Here is a 14,762-nt window from a genome sequence, read left to right as displayed (position 1 = left end):
GTTCGACGCGGCCACCCCGCTCGATCAGCTCACCCGGCGCATCTTCACCGAGGCCGAGGTGGTCGGCCGCCGTGGTCGCCACGGCGGCGACGGCTACGCGTCGCGGGCTGCGGGTGGGTCTCATGATTCCGGTCCTCCGTCCGGGGATGGGTCCGTTCGCTGCTGCGAACCTGTCATCCCTAGATAGGGGAGCGGGTTACACGGGAAACGTTGCGCCCGAACGGGATTGATCGTCAGGCGGGCTCGGTGGGCGCGAACACCTCGATGGTGCCGTTGTTCTCGCGCACCTGGACCAGCGGCAGCGGTGGGGGCGCCACCGGCAGCTGATGGGTGACCACCTGACCCTCGATCGAGAACGAGGTGGAGTGACAGGGGCATCGCAGCCGCTCGGCCGGGGCGTCCAGCCACAGTTTGCAGCCCTGATGCGTGCACACGCCCGACACCGCGACCGGGTTTCCCCGATCGCGGCGCACGAATCCGTTCACCGTCCCCACGTCGAAGGCCACCGTCGCGCCCTCGGGCAGATCCGCGGACCGCGCGATCGGCAGCCACGCGCCGGAATTGGGTGACAGCGGCGTCTGCCGGGCGGCGGGCGGGGAACCTTCCTGGCCGTGCCCGAGCAGCGTGCGATCCACGACCGCGCCGACCGTGGCGGCGGCCGCGGCGGCGGAGGTGCCGATCAGCAGATTGCGGCGGCGATACCCGGTGGGCGAGGCCGAGTCCGGCTCCGGATCCTCGATCTCGGCGGCGAGTCGCCGGTGCAGTCCGCTCAGGAACTCCTCGCTGGGCGCGTCACTGCCCAGCCGGGCGGCGCGTAGCTCGATGGCCACGCGCATCTCCTCGGCCTCGGTCGCGTCGGGGGTGAAACCCGTGGACCGTTTGCCCGTCAGCAGTTCGTCGACGAACCGCCGCACATCCCGCCCGCTCACCGCACACCTCGCTCGTTCAGGTGGGCCGCCATCTGCAATGCCCGATGCTGCAACACCTTCGCATTCGCCACCGTCACCCCGAGGGTCTGCGCCGATTCCCGGATCGAAAGACCTTGCAGGAAACGCAGTTCCAGAATGCTGCGGTAGCGGTCCGGGAGTTCGGACAACACCGCCTTCGCGCGCGCCTCGGCTCCGGAGTCGTGGAACTCCTCCGGCGGGTCGTCGGCGATGTCACCCTCGATGGTGGTGATCTCCCGGCCCATGCGCGCCTTCCAATGGGCGGCCAGCACCGTGCGGGCGGTGGCCCGCAGGTAGGCCCGCACCTCGGGGACGCTCGCGGTCATGCGCAGCGGTTTCAACGCCGCGGTGAAGACCTCGGCGGTCAGGTCCTCGGCGTCGGGCCGGTTGCCGACCTTGCCGAACATCAACGCGTACACCCAGGTGGCGTTGTCGCGGTAGACCGCTTCCCAGCCGGGGTAGCTGTCACCGGACACCAGCCGCAACTCCCGACCCGAGCCGGAATTCGCGGCCGGCCGAGTCCGGCGCTCGGATTCGACCCGTCGCACCATGAACCGCCGTTTCCCGCATCCATCGAAGAACTCGACGCGTGTTCACGTCTGTCAGTAGATAGCGGGCGGGGTTACAGCGCGGCCGTTTCGGCCGCATCGGTCCCGGACCGTGCCCTAGCGGGCGGGCCGCAGCAACTCGCCCAGCACCAGGCCGCGGACGGTCTTGGCGGCCACGACCAGCCAGGCGGCGACCAGCAGCGCGTACAGGGCGACGGCGGTGACCGCGAACAGATTCGCGCCGGTGTGGCCGTAGAGGGCGGTGCTGCCGGTGACACAGCAGCCGAGCGGGAAGGTGAAGCCCCACCAGGTCAGGTTGAACGGCATCGAGGTGCGGGCGTGCCAGGTGACCGCGACCGCCAGGGCCAGCCACAGCATGGCGAATCCCCAGGTCGGAATGCCGAACAGCACGGTGAAGACGTCCATGCCGGCGGCGGTGCGCGCATCCACCACGCCGGGGGCGACACCGGCCAGCGCGCTCGCGGCGGTCACCGACTGACCCAGCGGGCCCAGCACCAGCCACACGGTCGCGACCATTCCGGCGGGCGGCAACCCGTGATGCAGCAGCCGCGACCAGATCAGGGTGATGGTGACCAGCGAGGCGATCAGGCTCAGGCCGAACATGGCCAGGCACGCCACGAACATGGTCAACCGGGCCTGCCCGGCGGGGGCGTGCGGCACCAGCAGCGCGCCCAGCGCCGCCGAGACCATGGGCGGCACCACCGGCATCAGCCAGCCGCCGAACGCCGAATCGGGATCGAAATGGTGGCGGGTGATCATCCGATACGGGATGCTCGCCGCGGTGGCCAGCCCGAGAACCGTTCCCGCCGACCACAACACCCAGTCCACGGTCACGGCCGCGGTCGGCCCGATGACGTCCGTGCCCAGCATCAGGGTGCCCGCGCCGACGGTCATCAGCGCCATGGGCGCGGCGCCGTAGAACTGCATCATCACCGGATGCGTCCCGTGCCGGCGGGCCTCCTCGGGATAGCGCCGCCAGTGCAGCACCCACGCGCCGGCCAGGACGATCAGGATCAGCGAGGCCAATCCCCACGTGACGGTCGCGGCGCCGCGCAATCCGGGAAACCGCAGCGGCAGGGTGGCCGCCGCGTTCCCGATGATTCCGGTGCCCATCACCACCGCGAACCAGTTCGGAGCCAGGTACCGCAGTGGCTCCCGCCCGCCGGAACGCTCCACCGCCGCCGTGTCCACGCGGGCGGCGGTCGCGGCGGGGACGGTTCGGCGGAAGGTCACTGTGGTCATGGTTCAACCTTGGCCCGGACTCATGTCCGCCGGTAGCGGCCGCATTCCGATGGATGCATAGACGCGGTCTATGCCCTGGTTCAGTGACCCGATGGGGCCGCGCTGTTTCGGTTCAGCCGACGATCCAGGCTCGCCGCTCGTCCGGCGGCCGCAGTTCGCGCACCACCGCCAGGCCGGTGGGCTCGGCGCGCAGGGTGTCGTAGCGGTCGAACACGACTGCCAGTTCCGGTGACCAGCGGGCGAATTCGGCGCGGATGGGGCCCTCGGTCTCCAGCTGGCAGACCACGCCCAGGGCGGTGAGGAAGCAGCGGGCGAAGGGGGTGAAGTAGGCGGGCATGTCCAGCTGGCGGTGGACGTTCGACAGGCGCGGCGCCAGCACCGAGCGGACGTGGCCGCGCAGCCACGCGGTGGTGAGGCGGAAGGTGGGCACGGTGAGCGGCTCGCCGACGGCGTCCAGGCCCTCGGCGAGGGCGGCCACGTCGTAGTCGCGGCCGGGGCGGACGAAGCCGTGGCGGCGGACCGCCGCGTCCAGTTCCGGGATGCCGCCGTTGAACGCGGCGTCCATCACCTCCCCGACCAGCTCCTCGAACCCCGGGGGCGGCCAGGGCGTGCAGGCCCCGAAATCCACCACGCCCAACCGCCCGTCGGGCAGGATCCGGAAATTGCCCGGATGCGGATCGCAGTACAGCAGGCCGGTGCGGGTCCACGCCGAGAGCAGGAAGCGGATGATCAGCATCCCGACCCGGCTGCGCTCGGCGGGCGTGCCCGACTCGATGATCCGCGAAACCGGTGTGCCGGCGAGCCATTCGGTGACGATCACATCGCCGTGCTGGGTGAGCACCTGCGGGATGGCGAAATCCGGGTCACCCGCGTACGCCTGCGCGAAGCGGCGCTGATGCTCGGCCTCGGCCACGTAGTCGAGTTCGTCGGCGACGCAGGCGCAGATGGCCTCGGTCACCGCGGGCACATCCGCGCCCGGCGCGAACACCGTCGCCAGCACCGACAGTCGCCGCAGCTGGTCGAGATCGGCGAGCACCGCCGCGTGCGCGCCCGGGTACATGACCTTCACCGCCACCGGGCGGCCGTCGCTCCACACCGCGCGATGCACCTGCCCGATCGAGGCCGCCGCCGCCCGGCGGTCGTCGAATTCGGTGAAACGCGAACGCCACTGCGCGCCCAGGCCCGCGGCCATCGCCTCGTGCACGGTGGCGGGCAGCATGGTGGGCACCGATTCCTGCAGCTGGGTCAGCGCGGTCCGGTAGGGCGAGGCGATCTCGGCGGGCAGCGCCAGTTCGTAGAGCGAGAGCAGCTGGCCGAGTTTGGTTGCGCAGCCCTTCAATTCGCCGAGCACCTCGAAAATGTGCTGGGCCGTGCGGATCCGGATCTCGGAATCCACCTCGGCGGCCGAGCGGCCCAGGGCGCGTTTGCCGACCCCGGCGGCCTGGCGGCCCGCGAATGCGACCGGGAGACTGGCGATCCGGGCATTGCGGACGGCAGCGCGGATCGGCGGGCCGCCGGGGTCACCCGCTGCCCGTTCCCGGATTCGCCGAATCGACATTGCTCACCCCATTGTGTGCGCGGCCGGGCCATCGTGTGTGCGCCGAGGCCATTGTGGGCGCGGCCGGGCCATCGATCGCATGGCAGCGTCAGGCTCTGCGGAACAGCCCATGTACGTGCAGTTTGGCACATCGGAGCCTAAACTGTCTGGGACGTATCCGAAAGTTGTCGAAAGGTGACGGGATGGGTGACCGGACGGTCGTCGCCGATGTCGCCGACGAGCTCGCTCGCCGCGTCGCGACCGGGGAGTACGCCCCCGGTGACCTGATGCCATCGGTCCGCCAGGTCGCCGAGGAATTCGAGATGAACCGGGCCACCGCCCAATTGGTGCTGGGCCGGTTGGAGTCCTACGGCTTCGTCGACGCCCACCGCGGCCGTGGGTTCAGTGTGCGCGACGTGCGCCGCACCGGCGGGGTGGACGTGTACCGGCGGCTGTTCCGGCTCAGCCTGCCCGCGCCCGAGGTCGCCTCGGAGATGTTCGGCGGTATCGTGGCCGCCGAACGCGCCATCGTGCTCGACGCACTGCTCGACTACACCGCCGCCGACCGCGGCATCGACCCCGCCGAACTCACCGCCCGGGTCGACGCGCTCGAGACCGAGGCTCGCGGTCCGGAGCCCGACCGCGCCCGCCTGCTCGAGCTCGAGCTCGGCCTGGTGCGCGCGATTCTCACCGACCTGGGCCACACCATGCAGCGCGCGGTGCTGAACTCGGTGGGGGAGATGCTGTTCGAGGTGCCCGAGGCGATCGACGCGTACTTCGCGGTCTCCGCCGATCTGCACGTCCTGGTGTGGCGCGCCCTGCTCGCGGTCTGGGAAACCGAGGGCGGGCCCTCGCCGGCGCAGCTGGCGCTGTTCGAGGACCTGTTCGCGATGTACCACGAGAAGGTGCTGGCCCGCTTCGACGAATCGGCGGGGCCGGACCGGGATTCGGGCACCCGTCCGCACAGCGCGACGGCTTAGGCGTCGCGCTGTGCGGGAGTCGCGAAAGAGGGCGGGATCTCGGGCAATTCGGGCAGATGTCTCAGACGATCAGCCTCCGACGAGCATGGCCGCCGTCACGAGTGCGCTGATAATGGCTAGCGCCAGCACCGCGAGGATCACCCGGGCGCTCTTGGTGGGTGGTTCGGCGGGCGGTTGGTCGGCCATGCGTTCATCTCCCTCGTAGGTAACGGGTCGTGCGCGGCTATCGTATTCCGGCGGCTCCCAAGATGTTTGGTGTCCCCCGAGTTCCGGCATAAACACTGCCGTTTCCCCGGCCACGCCGGGGCGACCGGGGTGGCCGAATACGAAACGCGCGACCCGCTGACCTTCGGTCCGCCGGGCGCTCGCGGCGCCCGACTGTACCGGTCAGTAACGACCGAACAGCACCGCCGCGTTGTGCCCGCCGAATCCGAACGAATTGTTCAGCGCGAACTCCACTCCGGTCTCGCGCGGGCGCGTGTGCACCACATCGAGTTCCACGTCGGGATCCTGATTCTCCAGATTCAGCGTCGGCGGAATCACCTGATCACGCAGCGTGAGCACCGAGATGATCGCCTCCAGCGCGCCGACCGCGCCCACCGAATGACCCAGCGCCGACTTGGGCGCGTACACCGACGGATGCGTGCCCACCGCGGCCGCGATCCCCTTGGCCTCGGCCAGATCCCCGATGCTGGTTCCGGTGGCGTGCGCGTTCACGTGATCGACTTCCTCGGGCCGCACGCCGGCGGATTCGATGGCCCGGCGCATGGCCCGCGCGCAGCCCGCGCCCTCGGGATCCGGGGCGACCATGTGATAGCCGTCGGCGGTGAGCCCGGCCCCCAGCAGACGGGCCAACGGCTTCGCGCCGCGCGCCCGCGCGTGCTCCTCGGATTCGACCAGCAGCAGTGCGGCCGCCTCGCCGAAGACGAAGCCGTCACGGTCCCGGTCGAAGGGACGGGACGCGCGTTCGGGTTCGTCGAGCCGGGTGCTCAGGGCGCGGGCCATCGAGAATCCGGCGATGGCGACCGGATTGATGTATCCCTCCACACCGCCCGCCACCACCATGTCGGCCTCGCCGAGCACGATCGAGCGCCAGGCGTGCACCAGCGCCTCGTTGCCGGACGCGCACGCCGAGACCGGGGTGACCAGGCTCGCGCGCGCCCCGATCTCCAGACCGACCACGCCGGAGACGCCGTTGGGCATGGACATCGGCACCGCGAACGGCGACACCTTGCGATAACCGTGGTCGCGCATGGCGTCATTGGCGTCCACGATGGTGTCCGCGCCGCCGAGTCCGGTGCCGATGCACACGCCCAGGCGGTCCTTGTCGACCTCGGGGTTGCCCGCGGTGTTCCACAGGCGTTTTCCCATCACGTACGACATTTGCTGCACGTAACACATGCGGCGCTTCTTGACCCGATCGAGTTCGCCGGTCGGGTCCGCCGCGAGTTTGCCACCGATGGTTACCGGCAGGTTCAGCTTGGTGATTTCCGGGTCGTCGAGGGTGCTGATACCACTGGCTCCGGACAAAAGTCCCTGCCAGGTGCCCTCGGTGTCGGGGGCGATCGAGGTCGTCATCTCCACGGCGGTGACCACGACATTTCGGAATCCGCCATTCCGGGTGGAGAATTCAGCGAGGCTATTCACTTTTCGCGTGTCCTTTTCGGCCAATTGGCATGTCCTGCAGAGAATTCGCGAGCGCCTGCGAGGTTAACCCGAGAATCGCCGGACTGCGGCACCGACACTCAGAACCGGTAAGTAACCTGCGCGGCCGCCAATCGGCATGCGACCGGCCCTGTTCGGGCGGATTTCCGGCCGGCGCTCGGCTGTCGCGGCCCGACGGCTCCGGGTACATTGTCTCAGACGGAGATTCGCTGCAAGGAGACCGATCGCATGACCGAGGCCCCGCACCGGCCCACCCCGACCAGCCCGCCCGTGATCGCCCGCCGCTGGACCATCGACGACATCCCCGACCAGACCGGCCGCACCGCCGTGATCACCGGCGCCAACAGCGGACTCGGCCTGCGCACCGCCGAAGCCCTGGCGGCCAAGGGCGCGCACGTCCTGCTCGCCTGCCGCAACGAGATCAAGGCCGCGGCCGCCCTGGAGCAGGTCGGGGCCGCGGCCACCGGCCCGAAACCCGAAGTGCTGCCGCTGGATCTGGCCGACCTGACCTCCATCCGCCGCGCCGCCGACCACCTCGACGTCCGCGGCACGCCCATCGACATCCTGGTCAACAACGCGGGAGTCATGGCGCTGCCGCGTCACCAGCGCACCGCCGACGGTTTCGACGCCCAATTCGGCACCAATCACCTCGGCCACTACGCGCTGACCGGATCGTTGCTGCCGCTGCTGCTGCGGGCCCCCGAACCACGGGTGGTGACCGTGTCGTCCATCGCGGCATGGGGCGGAATGATCAATTGGCTGGATCCGAACTGGCGGCGGGTGTACGTGCGCTGGCTGGCCTACAGCCAGTCGAAACTCGCCAATCTGCTGTTCACCGCCGAACTGCATCGGCGGGCGCGGGCGGCGGGCGTACGGCTGACCGCGGTGGCCGCGCATCCCGGACTGTCGGCGACCAATCTCTACACCGCCGCGCCGGAGCAGGGCGCGGCCGCGGCCCTCGCGGCGGTGCAGCAGCGAATGTTGTTCTCGCTGGCGCAATCCGACGCGAAAGGCGCGCTGCCGCAGCTCTATGCCGCCACCACGCCGGGGCTGGCCGGAAACTCCTATTGCGGGCCCGCCTTCGAGACCTTCGGGTATCCCCGCCGGACGCTGCGGAACCCGCTGGCCTACAGCCGTTTCCAGGGGCGGCGGCTCTGGGAGCTGAGCGAGAAGCTGACCGGCGTCACCTACGCGTGGTCCTGATCACCGGCTCCACGCCATCGCGAAACAGCGCGCCGCCGAACCGAATCGGAAGCCGCTCAACGGCGGCGCAGGAGCATTCCCCGGACGTAGGCGGCTTGGCCGGCGTGCTGGATGTCGTCGTCGATGACGCTGATGAGGCGGACACCGAGGGTGACGGCGGGATCCCAGCGGGTGTCGACGACGCGGGGGAGGTCGGCGTCGGTGAGGGTGGAGACGTACCCGATGGTGGCGGCGTGGACCGCGTCGTAGTAGGCGAGCAGCAGGTCGGCGGGAACCTCGGCGAGGGCGGCGACATCGGCGGGGCTCTGCGCGTAGCCGGTGGCGGTGTCGTCGAAGGGGAGATCGAAGCGGGTGGACCAGCCCTCGGAGGTCCAGAGTTGTGCGGTGGCGGCGACATCGGCGATGTGGTCGTCCTGGACGCGGGTGAGGTGCCAGATCAGCCAGGCGATGGAGTTGGCGTCGCCGTCGGGTTGGGTGCCGAGCTCGGCCTGGGTGAGGTCGGCGACGGCGCCGTGGACGTTCTCCTTGATCCGGCCGAAGGCGTCTACCAGGAGGTCAGCGCTGGTCATGGGTGTGATCCGATCGTCGAGGGACGGAGGAGGTTCCGGGGCCTGCTCAGAGGCTGAAGGCGATCGCGCGCAGCACCAGCACCGCGATGAACACGACGGTGAAGGCCAGATCGATCTGGACGCCGCCGAGCCGGATCGGCTTGAGGACCCGGCGGACCGGGGCGATCACCGGCTCGGTCAGACGGTGCACCACATCGCGGGCCTTGCCCAGCGCGGGCGGAGTGTCGCCGAGGACGCCGATCCAGTCGATGATCAGGCGGGCGATCAGCAGCAGCATGAACAGCGTCAGGGCGAGCCCGAGCAGTGAACCGAGCAATGACATGGCGAACTCCTTCGTGGTGGCCAGCCTTACGTCGATCAACGCCCGGCGTGGGTCGAAAGTGCCCCCATCGTCGGCCATGACCGTCCGGTTCGCGGGCGGGCTCGCCGGAGCCGTGCGAGAATCTGGGCTGCTGTTCGCCCAGCTCACCCGCGACCGCACAAGGAGTCCACGTGCGCATGAAGTATCTGGTCGGCCTGCCCGTGGCCGTCCTCTCGCTGACCCCCGTCGTCACCGCCGTCGGCGCCGCGTCCGCCCAGGCCGCCGCGCCGACCTGGACCTGCAACGCCCAGACCTGGGACGGCGAGACCCTGCCCACCCTCACCGTCGACGCCAAGCGCGGCAAGTACCAGGCCGCGGGTGTCGCGCAGACCAAATGGGGCGGCATCGCCAAATACGCGACGATCGACTGCAAGCCGAACAACTGAGCCCGAACCGTCGCGTCAGATGGCGCGACGGTGGTTCAGATAGGCGAAGGAGGCGAGGCCCAGCGGGATCTGGCACCAGAAGGTGAGGAGCCGGAACCCCAGGGCCGCGCCCACCGCCACCCCGGCGGTCAGGCCCGCGACCGCGGTGAGACCGGCCGCGATGGTGATCTCCTTGGTGGCCACGCCGTTCGGGGACGGTAGCAGCGGCGCCAGCGCCACCGTCACCAGCTCCACCACGAACGTGTCCGGCAGGCTGAGATCCGCCCCGACCGCGTGCAACACCGCCCACAGCGCCACCACCATGAGCAGCGGCTGCAACAGTGCGCAGATCCACAGCGCCGCCGCCCGCCGCGGCCGGAAAGCGGTGCCTGCCACCGACTTCCAGGCGAACTCGGCATCGGAACGGGCACGTCGCAGCCGCGCGGGCAGTCGCCGCCAGCCGCCCTGCGCGGCGACCCGCCGATACAGAATCAGACCGGCGACGGCCGCCGCCACCCCGATCGCGAACAGCGCCGCGACGATGATCAGCGCTGTGCGCCAAGGATTCTCACCGACGAGGTGATGCCACCACCCCGTCGCCCGCGCGCCCAGGTCGTGCCACGGCGGCTGGGCGCCATTGCGACTCATCAGACCCGGCGCGGCGAGCACCGCGACCACCACCAGCGGCACCCGCACCATGAGCGCGGCGAACCCCATCAACCCCATGGACGCCACCGCCCCGGTATGACTGAGTCCGGTCCGGCGCAGGAATCGCAGGCGCAGCAGCAGCGACGCCGCGGGCACCAGCCCGATCGCGGGCACCGCGAGCTGCAGGGCGAACAACTGCCCGGTGGCCGGGCGCGCCGGAATGGAACCGCGCAACATGAAAACCGAGGTGGGCCACAGGGCCAGGGTGGCCAGTGCGGCGAGCAGCAGCCAGCGCGGGTCCGCGCCCGCGAGGGCGTGCACTCCGGTCAGGACCGCGTCCCGCTGCCAGACGGCCGCGGCCGCCACCAGCACGGTGCACACGACGGTGGGCAGGGCCTTCCGCGCCGCTGCGGGAACGGCCGCCATCCGCCCCTCCTCAGGTGTCACAGACGTAATTTCCCCGGTGAATCGCATACGCGCGGGTCAACATTAACGCGATCGGAGGGCCGCGACCAGGGGGTGCCCGAATAGTCCTGTGCGCCATCGGCAACGGAACGGTCGTCTTGTGAACGCGCCCCGGCGATACGCCGTATACCCGAGTAGGCTCGCGAACGGATGGGGCGACAAGTCGTAATCCAGGGACACGACATGACGAAATCCATGATCACCGAGACTTCCATGACCGGCGCCATGACTCCGGTGCAGTTGCTGACGGAACTCGAACCCGTGGCGGAAGCCAATCTGAATCGGCATCTGGGGTTGGCCAAGGAATGGCATCCGCACGATTACGTGCCGTGGGACGAAGGCCGCAATTTCGCCGCCATGGGCGGAATCGATTGGGAACAAGATCAATCTCGGCTCAGTCCGGTCGCGCGCGCCGCCATGGTCACCAACCTGCTCACCGAAGACAATCTGCCCTCCTATCATCGGCTGATCTCCGATGCCTTCTCCCGTGACCGCGCGTGGGGCGCCTGGGTCGACCGCTGGACCGCCGAAGAGAATCGGCACGGCATCGTGATGCGCGACTATCTGATCGTGACGCGCGCCGTCGACCCGGTCGCGCTGGAACGCGCGCGCATGGTCTGCCTCTCCCAGGGCATCGACGACCCCACCGGCACCGGCGACCACACCGTCCTGCACGGCGTCGCGTACGTGACATTCCAGGAGCTGGCCACCCGCGTCTCGCACCGCAATACCGGCAAGGCCTGTGAGGAACCCCGCGCCGACCGCATGCTCACGCGCATCGCGGCGGACGAGAACCTGCACATGATCTTCTACCGCAATATCTGCGCCGCCGCGCTGGACCTGGTTCCCGACGACGCGCTGGCGGCGATCGCCGCGGTCGTCGAGAACTTCCGGATGCCCGGCGCGGGCATGCCCGAGTTCCGGCGCAACAGCGTCCTGATCGCCAAATACGGGATCTACGACCTGCGCCAGCATCTCGACGAGGTCCTGATGCCGGTGCTGCGCCGCTGGAACATCTTCGATCGCACCGACTACTCCGGCCGCGGCGAGCGCCTCCGCGACGAGCTGGCCGCCTACCTCGAACGGCTCGGCGGTGACGTGCTCCGCTTCGAGGAACAGCGCGACCGCGCCCTGGCCCGCGAGGCCGCCCGCCGCGCGAGGTGAGCGCTTTTCGGCGAAATGTGAACAGTCACTGCGTTGTCCACAACCCGCCATTCTCGCCACACCGGCCCGGCCGACCGCCGCTAGGGTGTGGTGCACGACGAAGGGGGAACCATGGCGGACATGCTGCGCGCCGACATCACGGCGCTGCGCATCATGGCGGCGGGCATCAGGGGTGAGGCCGCCGCCATCGCGAATATCGACCCGGTGGATCTGATCGCCAAAGTCGGTCAGGCCATGCCCAATTCGGCCATCGGCGCGGCCGCCGTCACCGTCGGCGAGCCACTGCTCGCCTCGCTCGGCCACCTGGCGGACCGGCTCCGGTCCTTCGCCGACGTGGCCGATCACGGCGCCGCCACCTACGAGGCCACCCAGCTGGCGCTATCCGCCGAGCTGGACGGGTACCTGCACGCCACGTCCTGACCGCCGGCGGACGGACGCGACCGGCGACGAGTAATGCGAGGGAGCAGTTTCGGTAGGCGATCCGGTCACGGGCGGGAGGGGCGGTGGCGCGAGCGAGCCTGTCCCAGGTGCGCGGGTGGGATCCCACCGCCGCCGACCGTGCGAGTGCCGCTGTGGTGGCGGCCGATTCGGCGTTCGGTGCGGCGCGGACGCGGGTGGCGCGGGCGGTCGATTCGGCCGTCGACGGGTGGCGTGGAGCCGCGGCGACCGCCGCGGCGGTGCGGGCGCTGGAATCCCAGCTCGCGGCGAACCATATCGGCGCGGCGCTCATCGAGGTCGCGGACGCCCTCGCCGAGGCGGGGGCACTCGATCGGGTGTGCGCGCTGATCGACCGGATCCGGGACGAGGCGCACGCCACCGGCTGCCGGATCGCCGAGGACGGCACGGTGACCGCCCCGCGCTCCCAGATCGGAGACCTGGCGCTGGACCTGATCTTCCAGTCCGGGTTCGACGCGCAGGCGCTGGCCTTGCAGGCGCGGCTGGTGCCGTTGCTCGACACCGCCGGGGAGATCGACGAGCGCGTCGGCGCCCGGCTCACCGCGGCCGCGACGGCGCTGGCCGGATTGCGGGCGGATCCGACCGGCGGCGGGCCGAGCCCCCGGATCCGGGACCTGCTCGACGGGACCGCGCTGTTGCCGGAGGATCCGATAGCGCTGGGTGCGCTGTGGAAGTCGCTGGGACCCGCGGATCGCGACGAGCTGTTCGCGGCGGATCCGCTGATCGGCGTTCAGGACGGATTGCCCGCGCTCGCCCGCGATCACTACAACCGGCTCACCGTGCGGGCACTGCGTGCCGCGGCCGTGGCGGAGGATCGACGGCTGATCGCCCGGCACCCCGACTGGTATCGCGGGGCGAATCTGCCCACGAGCAGCGGGGATTGGACGGCGCTGCGGGCGTGGGAAGCGGCGCGGGCCGAGGTGCTCACCAGGGTCGCGGGATATGCGGCGCTGGAGGAACAGCTCGGTCCGGCACCGGGCGGCCGGCTCCTGCTGGCGGTCGACACCGAGGGGCACGGCGCGATCGCGCTCAACAATCCCGACACCGCAGCGAATGTGGCGACCTTCGTGCCGGGAACCGGATCACCGCTCACCGCCGTCGGAGTGGGGATACGGCGGGTCCGCGCGCTGCTCGGGGCGGCCGAACGGTCCGATCCGTCGGCGCGGACGTCGGTCATCGCGTGGTACGGCTACGACGCACCGCCGGATCTGGCCGCGGCGCTGGGGGACCGGCGGGCCCGCGCGGGCGCGCTCGCACTGGATCGGTTCGAATCCGGATTGCGGGCAAGCCATCTGGGTCTCGCGTCGCATCAGACCGTACTCGGACACAGCTACGGGAGCACCGTGATCGGGGCGGCCGCCAGCGGAGCGCACACCCTGGCCGCCGATGACGTGGTACTGGTGGGAAGTCCTGGGATAGAAGTTGACAATGTTTCAGAATTGCGTTTGATGGGTATTCCGGCGGGCCACAACGGCGCGCATGTCTATGCCACTGCCGACCCCGCCGACCCGGTTCCTGTGTTCGGTCAATTAGTACACGGTGTTAACCCAGTCGATCGCGAATTCCGCGCAACGGTTTTCACTTCCTCCGGGCCAACTCTCGGCCTGCCCGGGTTGCGGGCCTTGCCATTCGATGTGTTGTCCCACGGAAACTACTGGGAGCCGGGCAATCCGGGCCTTCGTGCCCAGGGAGACATCATTGCGGGCCGCTATCGCCAATGAGGCCGAACGCCCGGTTCGTTGCGTCGCGATAGCCGCAACTGCGGGTAGCGGATTCGTTGCGGACCATGCTGTACCACTACTCTAGGCGGCCGACCAAACTGGTTTGAAACGGTTGGGTTCATGCTAGGGTTCCGTGAAGTTGGAGTGGGAAATCGGAGACAAATGCGCACTGAGAACATCAATAGGAAGTTCAAACTGCATGACGAGCGCAGGATCGCCGCCCAACTTCCTGAGCAACTTCTTGGTTTGGATGTTGTCGGATTTGGGAAACCCGATGAGTTTCCGGGCGAGTTGCTGAACTACTTCGGCGAATTCGCGAACGGGTCGGTCCCGCCGCGTTCGCGCATCTACCGCAATGCCCAGCCCAATCTCATCGACGCCTGGCTGCTGGAGCTGTTGCGCGGCGCCCGCATCGGTGACCGCTTCTACCTCCGCACCGGTCTCGAGTACTTCCCGTGGGCCGACTGCCGCGTGCTCGACCACCGCTGGCTGGAATCCCTGCGCCGGGTGCTGGGCGCCAATCAGGGCTTCATCGCGCACGACAAGAGCTCGGCCGTCATGACCTTGGGCACGCAGTACGAGGTGCTCGGCTTCGTGGCGGGTGCCGGTCTGCCCAGCGCCGCGGACGCCGCGCCGGCCGAGGAAGTGCCGACCCGCCGGATCGTCCACGCTCCCGCCGTGGGGGCCGTCCACGATCTGACCCCCGCCGCCGCGCTCGCCGGCACGCCGGATCTGGCCGCGCCCGCGGCGCCGGACCTGTCGGTCCCGCAGGTCACCGAGGTGATCGCGGCTCCCGAACCGGCCGTCGCACCCACTCCGCAGCCGGCGCCCGCCGAGGCCGCGGCGCCGCGAGTCGCCGAAGCGGTCGCC

Annotated in this window: 14 protein-coding genes and 1 pseudogene; 7 read left to right on the top strand and 8 right to left on the bottom strand. The window is 69.9% G+C overall.

The window, feature by feature from the left end:
• Positions 1 to 233: 233 nt before the first annotated feature.
• The 4 genes from ACWELJ_RS29055 to ACWELJ_RS29040 form a co-directional block, all read right to left on the bottom strand.
• A complete protein-coding gene (locus tag ACWELJ_RS29055) occupies positions 234 to 929 on the bottom strand; it encodes a Rieske (2Fe-2S) protein (RefSeq protein ID WP_452369308.1) in 696 nt (231 codons plus the stop codon).
• Positions 926 to 1,498, bottom strand: a complete 573-nt coding sequence (locus ACWELJ_RS29050; RefSeq protein WP_452369307.1) for an RNA polymerase sigma factor — start codon at positions 1,496 to 1,498, stop codon at positions 926 to 928. The genes ACWELJ_RS29055 and ACWELJ_RS29050 overlap by 4 nt, the downstream gene beginning before the upstream one ends.
• A gap of 114 nt (positions 1,499 to 1,612) precedes the next feature.
• Positions 1,613 to 2,758 carry a TDT family transporter gene (locus ACWELJ_RS29045; RefSeq protein ID WP_452369306.1) on the bottom strand — a complete coding sequence of 382 codons (1,146 nt, stop codon included), beginning with the start codon at positions 2,756 to 2,758 and terminating at the stop codon, positions 1,613 to 1,615.
• 112 nt (positions 2,759 to 2,870) lie between these two features.
• Entirely contained in the window at positions 2,871 to 4,316 is a 1,446-nt protein-coding gene (locus ACWELJ_RS29040; protein ID WP_452369305.1) for an ABC1 kinase family protein, read from the bottom strand.
• A 182-nt stretch (positions 4,317 to 4,498) separates the two neighbouring features.
• Between ACWELJ_RS29040 and ACWELJ_RS29035 the strand changes: the two genes are divergently transcribed.
• Positions 4,499 to 5,275, top strand: coding sequence for a GntR family transcriptional regulator (locus tag ACWELJ_RS29035; RefSeq protein WP_452369304.1), 777 nt, complete (start codon positions 4,499 to 4,501; stop codon positions 5,273 to 5,275).
• Between the two features lie 387 nt (positions 5,276 to 5,662).
• Here ACWELJ_RS29035 and ACWELJ_RS29030 read toward each other — a convergent pair whose 3' ends face one another.
• Positions 5,663 to 6,922, bottom strand: a complete 1,260-nt coding sequence (locus ACWELJ_RS29030) for a KasA/KasB family beta-ketoacyl-ACP synthase (protein WP_452369303.1) — start codon at positions 6,920 to 6,922, stop codon at positions 5,663 to 5,665.
• A 246-nt stretch (positions 6,923 to 7,168) separates the two neighbouring features.
• Here ACWELJ_RS29030 and ACWELJ_RS29025 point away from each other — a divergent pair, with 246 nt between their 5' ends.
• Complete coding sequence (locus tag ACWELJ_RS29025) at positions 7,169 to 8,143, top strand: oxidoreductase (protein ID WP_452369302.1); 975 nt, start codon at positions 7,169 to 7,171, stop codon at positions 8,141 to 8,143.
• Positions 8,144 to 8,199: 56 nt separating this feature from the next.
• Here ACWELJ_RS29025 and ACWELJ_RS29020 read toward each other — a convergent pair whose 3' ends face one another.
• On the bottom strand, positions 8,200 to 8,712 hold the full coding sequence (locus ACWELJ_RS29020; protein ID WP_452369301.1) for a mycothiol transferase: 513 nt from the start codon (positions 8,710 to 8,712) through the stop codon (positions 8,200 to 8,202).
• A 46-nt stretch (positions 8,713 to 8,758) separates the two neighbouring features.
• Positions 8,759 to 9,112: a YggT family protein gene (locus tag ACWELJ_RS29015; RefSeq protein ID WP_452369300.1), complete on the bottom strand. Its 354-nt coding sequence runs from the start codon at positions 9,110 to 9,112 to the stop codon at positions 8,759 to 8,761.
• 98 nt (positions 9,113 to 9,210) lie between these two features.
• Between ACWELJ_RS29015 and ACWELJ_RS29010 the strand changes: the two genes are divergently transcribed.
• Positions 9,211 to 9,459, top strand: a complete 249-nt coding sequence (locus tag ACWELJ_RS29010; protein ID WP_452369299.1) for a hypothetical protein — start codon at positions 9,211 to 9,213, stop codon at positions 9,457 to 9,459.
• 15 nt (positions 9,460 to 9,474) lie between these two features.
• Here ACWELJ_RS29010 and ACWELJ_RS29005 read toward each other — a convergent pair whose 3' ends face one another.
• The gene (locus tag ACWELJ_RS29005) at positions 9,475 to 10,512 is read right to left on the bottom strand and encodes a lysylphosphatidylglycerol synthase domain-containing protein (RefSeq protein WP_452369298.1); all 1,038 of its coding nucleotides are present in this window, start codon (positions 10,510 to 10,512) and stop codon (positions 9,475 to 9,477) included.
• Positions 10,513 to 10,764: 252 nt separating this feature from the next.
• On the opposite strand from ACWELJ_RS29005, the gene ACWELJ_RS29000 reads away from it, so the two are divergent.
• From ACWELJ_RS29000 to ACWELJ_RS28985, 4 genes and pseudogenes are all read left to right on the top strand, one after another.
• Positions 10,765 to 11,715 carry an acyl-ACP desaturase gene (locus ACWELJ_RS29000; protein WP_452369309.1) on the top strand — a complete coding sequence of 317 codons (951 nt, stop codon included), beginning with the start codon at positions 10,765 to 10,767 and terminating at the stop codon, positions 11,713 to 11,715.
• Between the two features lie 111 nt (positions 11,716 to 11,826).
• Positions 11,827 to 12,135 carry a hypothetical protein gene (locus ACWELJ_RS28995; RefSeq protein WP_452369297.1) on the top strand — a complete coding sequence of 103 codons (309 nt, stop codon included), beginning with the start codon at positions 11,827 to 11,829 and terminating at the stop codon, positions 12,133 to 12,135.
• 83 nt (positions 12,136 to 12,218) lie between these two features.
• Positions 12,219 to 13,892 carry an alpha/beta hydrolase gene (locus tag ACWELJ_RS28990; protein ID WP_452369296.1) on the top strand — a complete coding sequence of 558 codons (1,674 nt, stop codon included), beginning with the start codon at positions 12,219 to 12,221 and terminating at the stop codon, positions 13,890 to 13,892.
• Between the two features lie 162 nt (positions 13,893 to 14,054).
• Positions 14,055 to 14,762: pseudogene (locus ACWELJ_RS28985) on the top strand (hypothetical protein); the annotation flags it as partial.

The organism is Nocardia sp. NPDC004582, assembly GCF_053602115.1.
The sequence above is the reverse complement of the archived record's forward strand: the minus strand, read 5'-3'. Positions and strand labels throughout refer to the sequence as shown.

Bases quoted from the DNA above. Each gene is read 5' to 3' on its own strand.
- ACWELJ_RS29040 (WP_452369305.1), bottom strand. From the start codon at position 4,316: ATGTCGATTCGGCGAATCCGGGAACGGGCAGCGGGTGACCCCGGCGGC.
- ACWELJ_RS29000 (WP_452369309.1), top strand. From the start codon at position 10,765: ATGACCGGCGCCATGACTCCGGTGCAGTTGCTGACGGAACTCGAACCC.
- ACWELJ_RS29035 (WP_452369304.1), top strand. From the start codon at position 4,499: ATGGGTGACCGGACGGTCGTCGCCGATGTCGCCGACGAGCTCGCTCGC.
- ACWELJ_RS29025 (WP_452369302.1), top strand. From the start codon at position 7,169: ATGACCGAGGCCCCGCACCGGCCCACCCCGACCAGCCCGCCCGTGATC.
- ACWELJ_RS29045 (WP_452369306.1), bottom strand. From the start codon at position 2,758: ATGACCACAGTGACCTTCCGCCGAACCGTCCCCGCCGCGACCGCCGCC.
- ACWELJ_RS29020 (WP_452369301.1), bottom strand. From the start codon at position 8,712: ATGACCAGCGCTGACCTCCTGGTAGACGCCTTCGGCCGGATCAAGGAG.
- ACWELJ_RS28995 (WP_452369297.1), top strand. From the start codon at position 11,827: ATGGCGGACATGCTGCGCGCCGACATCACGGCGCTGCGCATCATGGCG.
- ACWELJ_RS29005 (WP_452369298.1), bottom strand. From the start codon at position 10,512: ATGGCGGCCGTTCCCGCAGCGGCGCGGAAGGCCCTGCCCACCGTCGTG.
- ACWELJ_RS29010 (WP_452369299.1), top strand. From the start codon at position 9,211: ATGAAGTATCTGGTCGGCCTGCCCGTGGCCGTCCTCTCGCTGACCCCC.
- ACWELJ_RS29015 (WP_452369300.1), bottom strand. From the start codon at position 9,112: ATGGCCGACGATGGGGGCACTTTCGACCCACGCCGGGCGTTGATCGAC.
- ACWELJ_RS29050 (WP_452369307.1), bottom strand. From the start codon at position 1,498: ATGGTGCGACGGGTCGAATCCGAGCGCCGGACTCGGCCGGCCGCGAAT.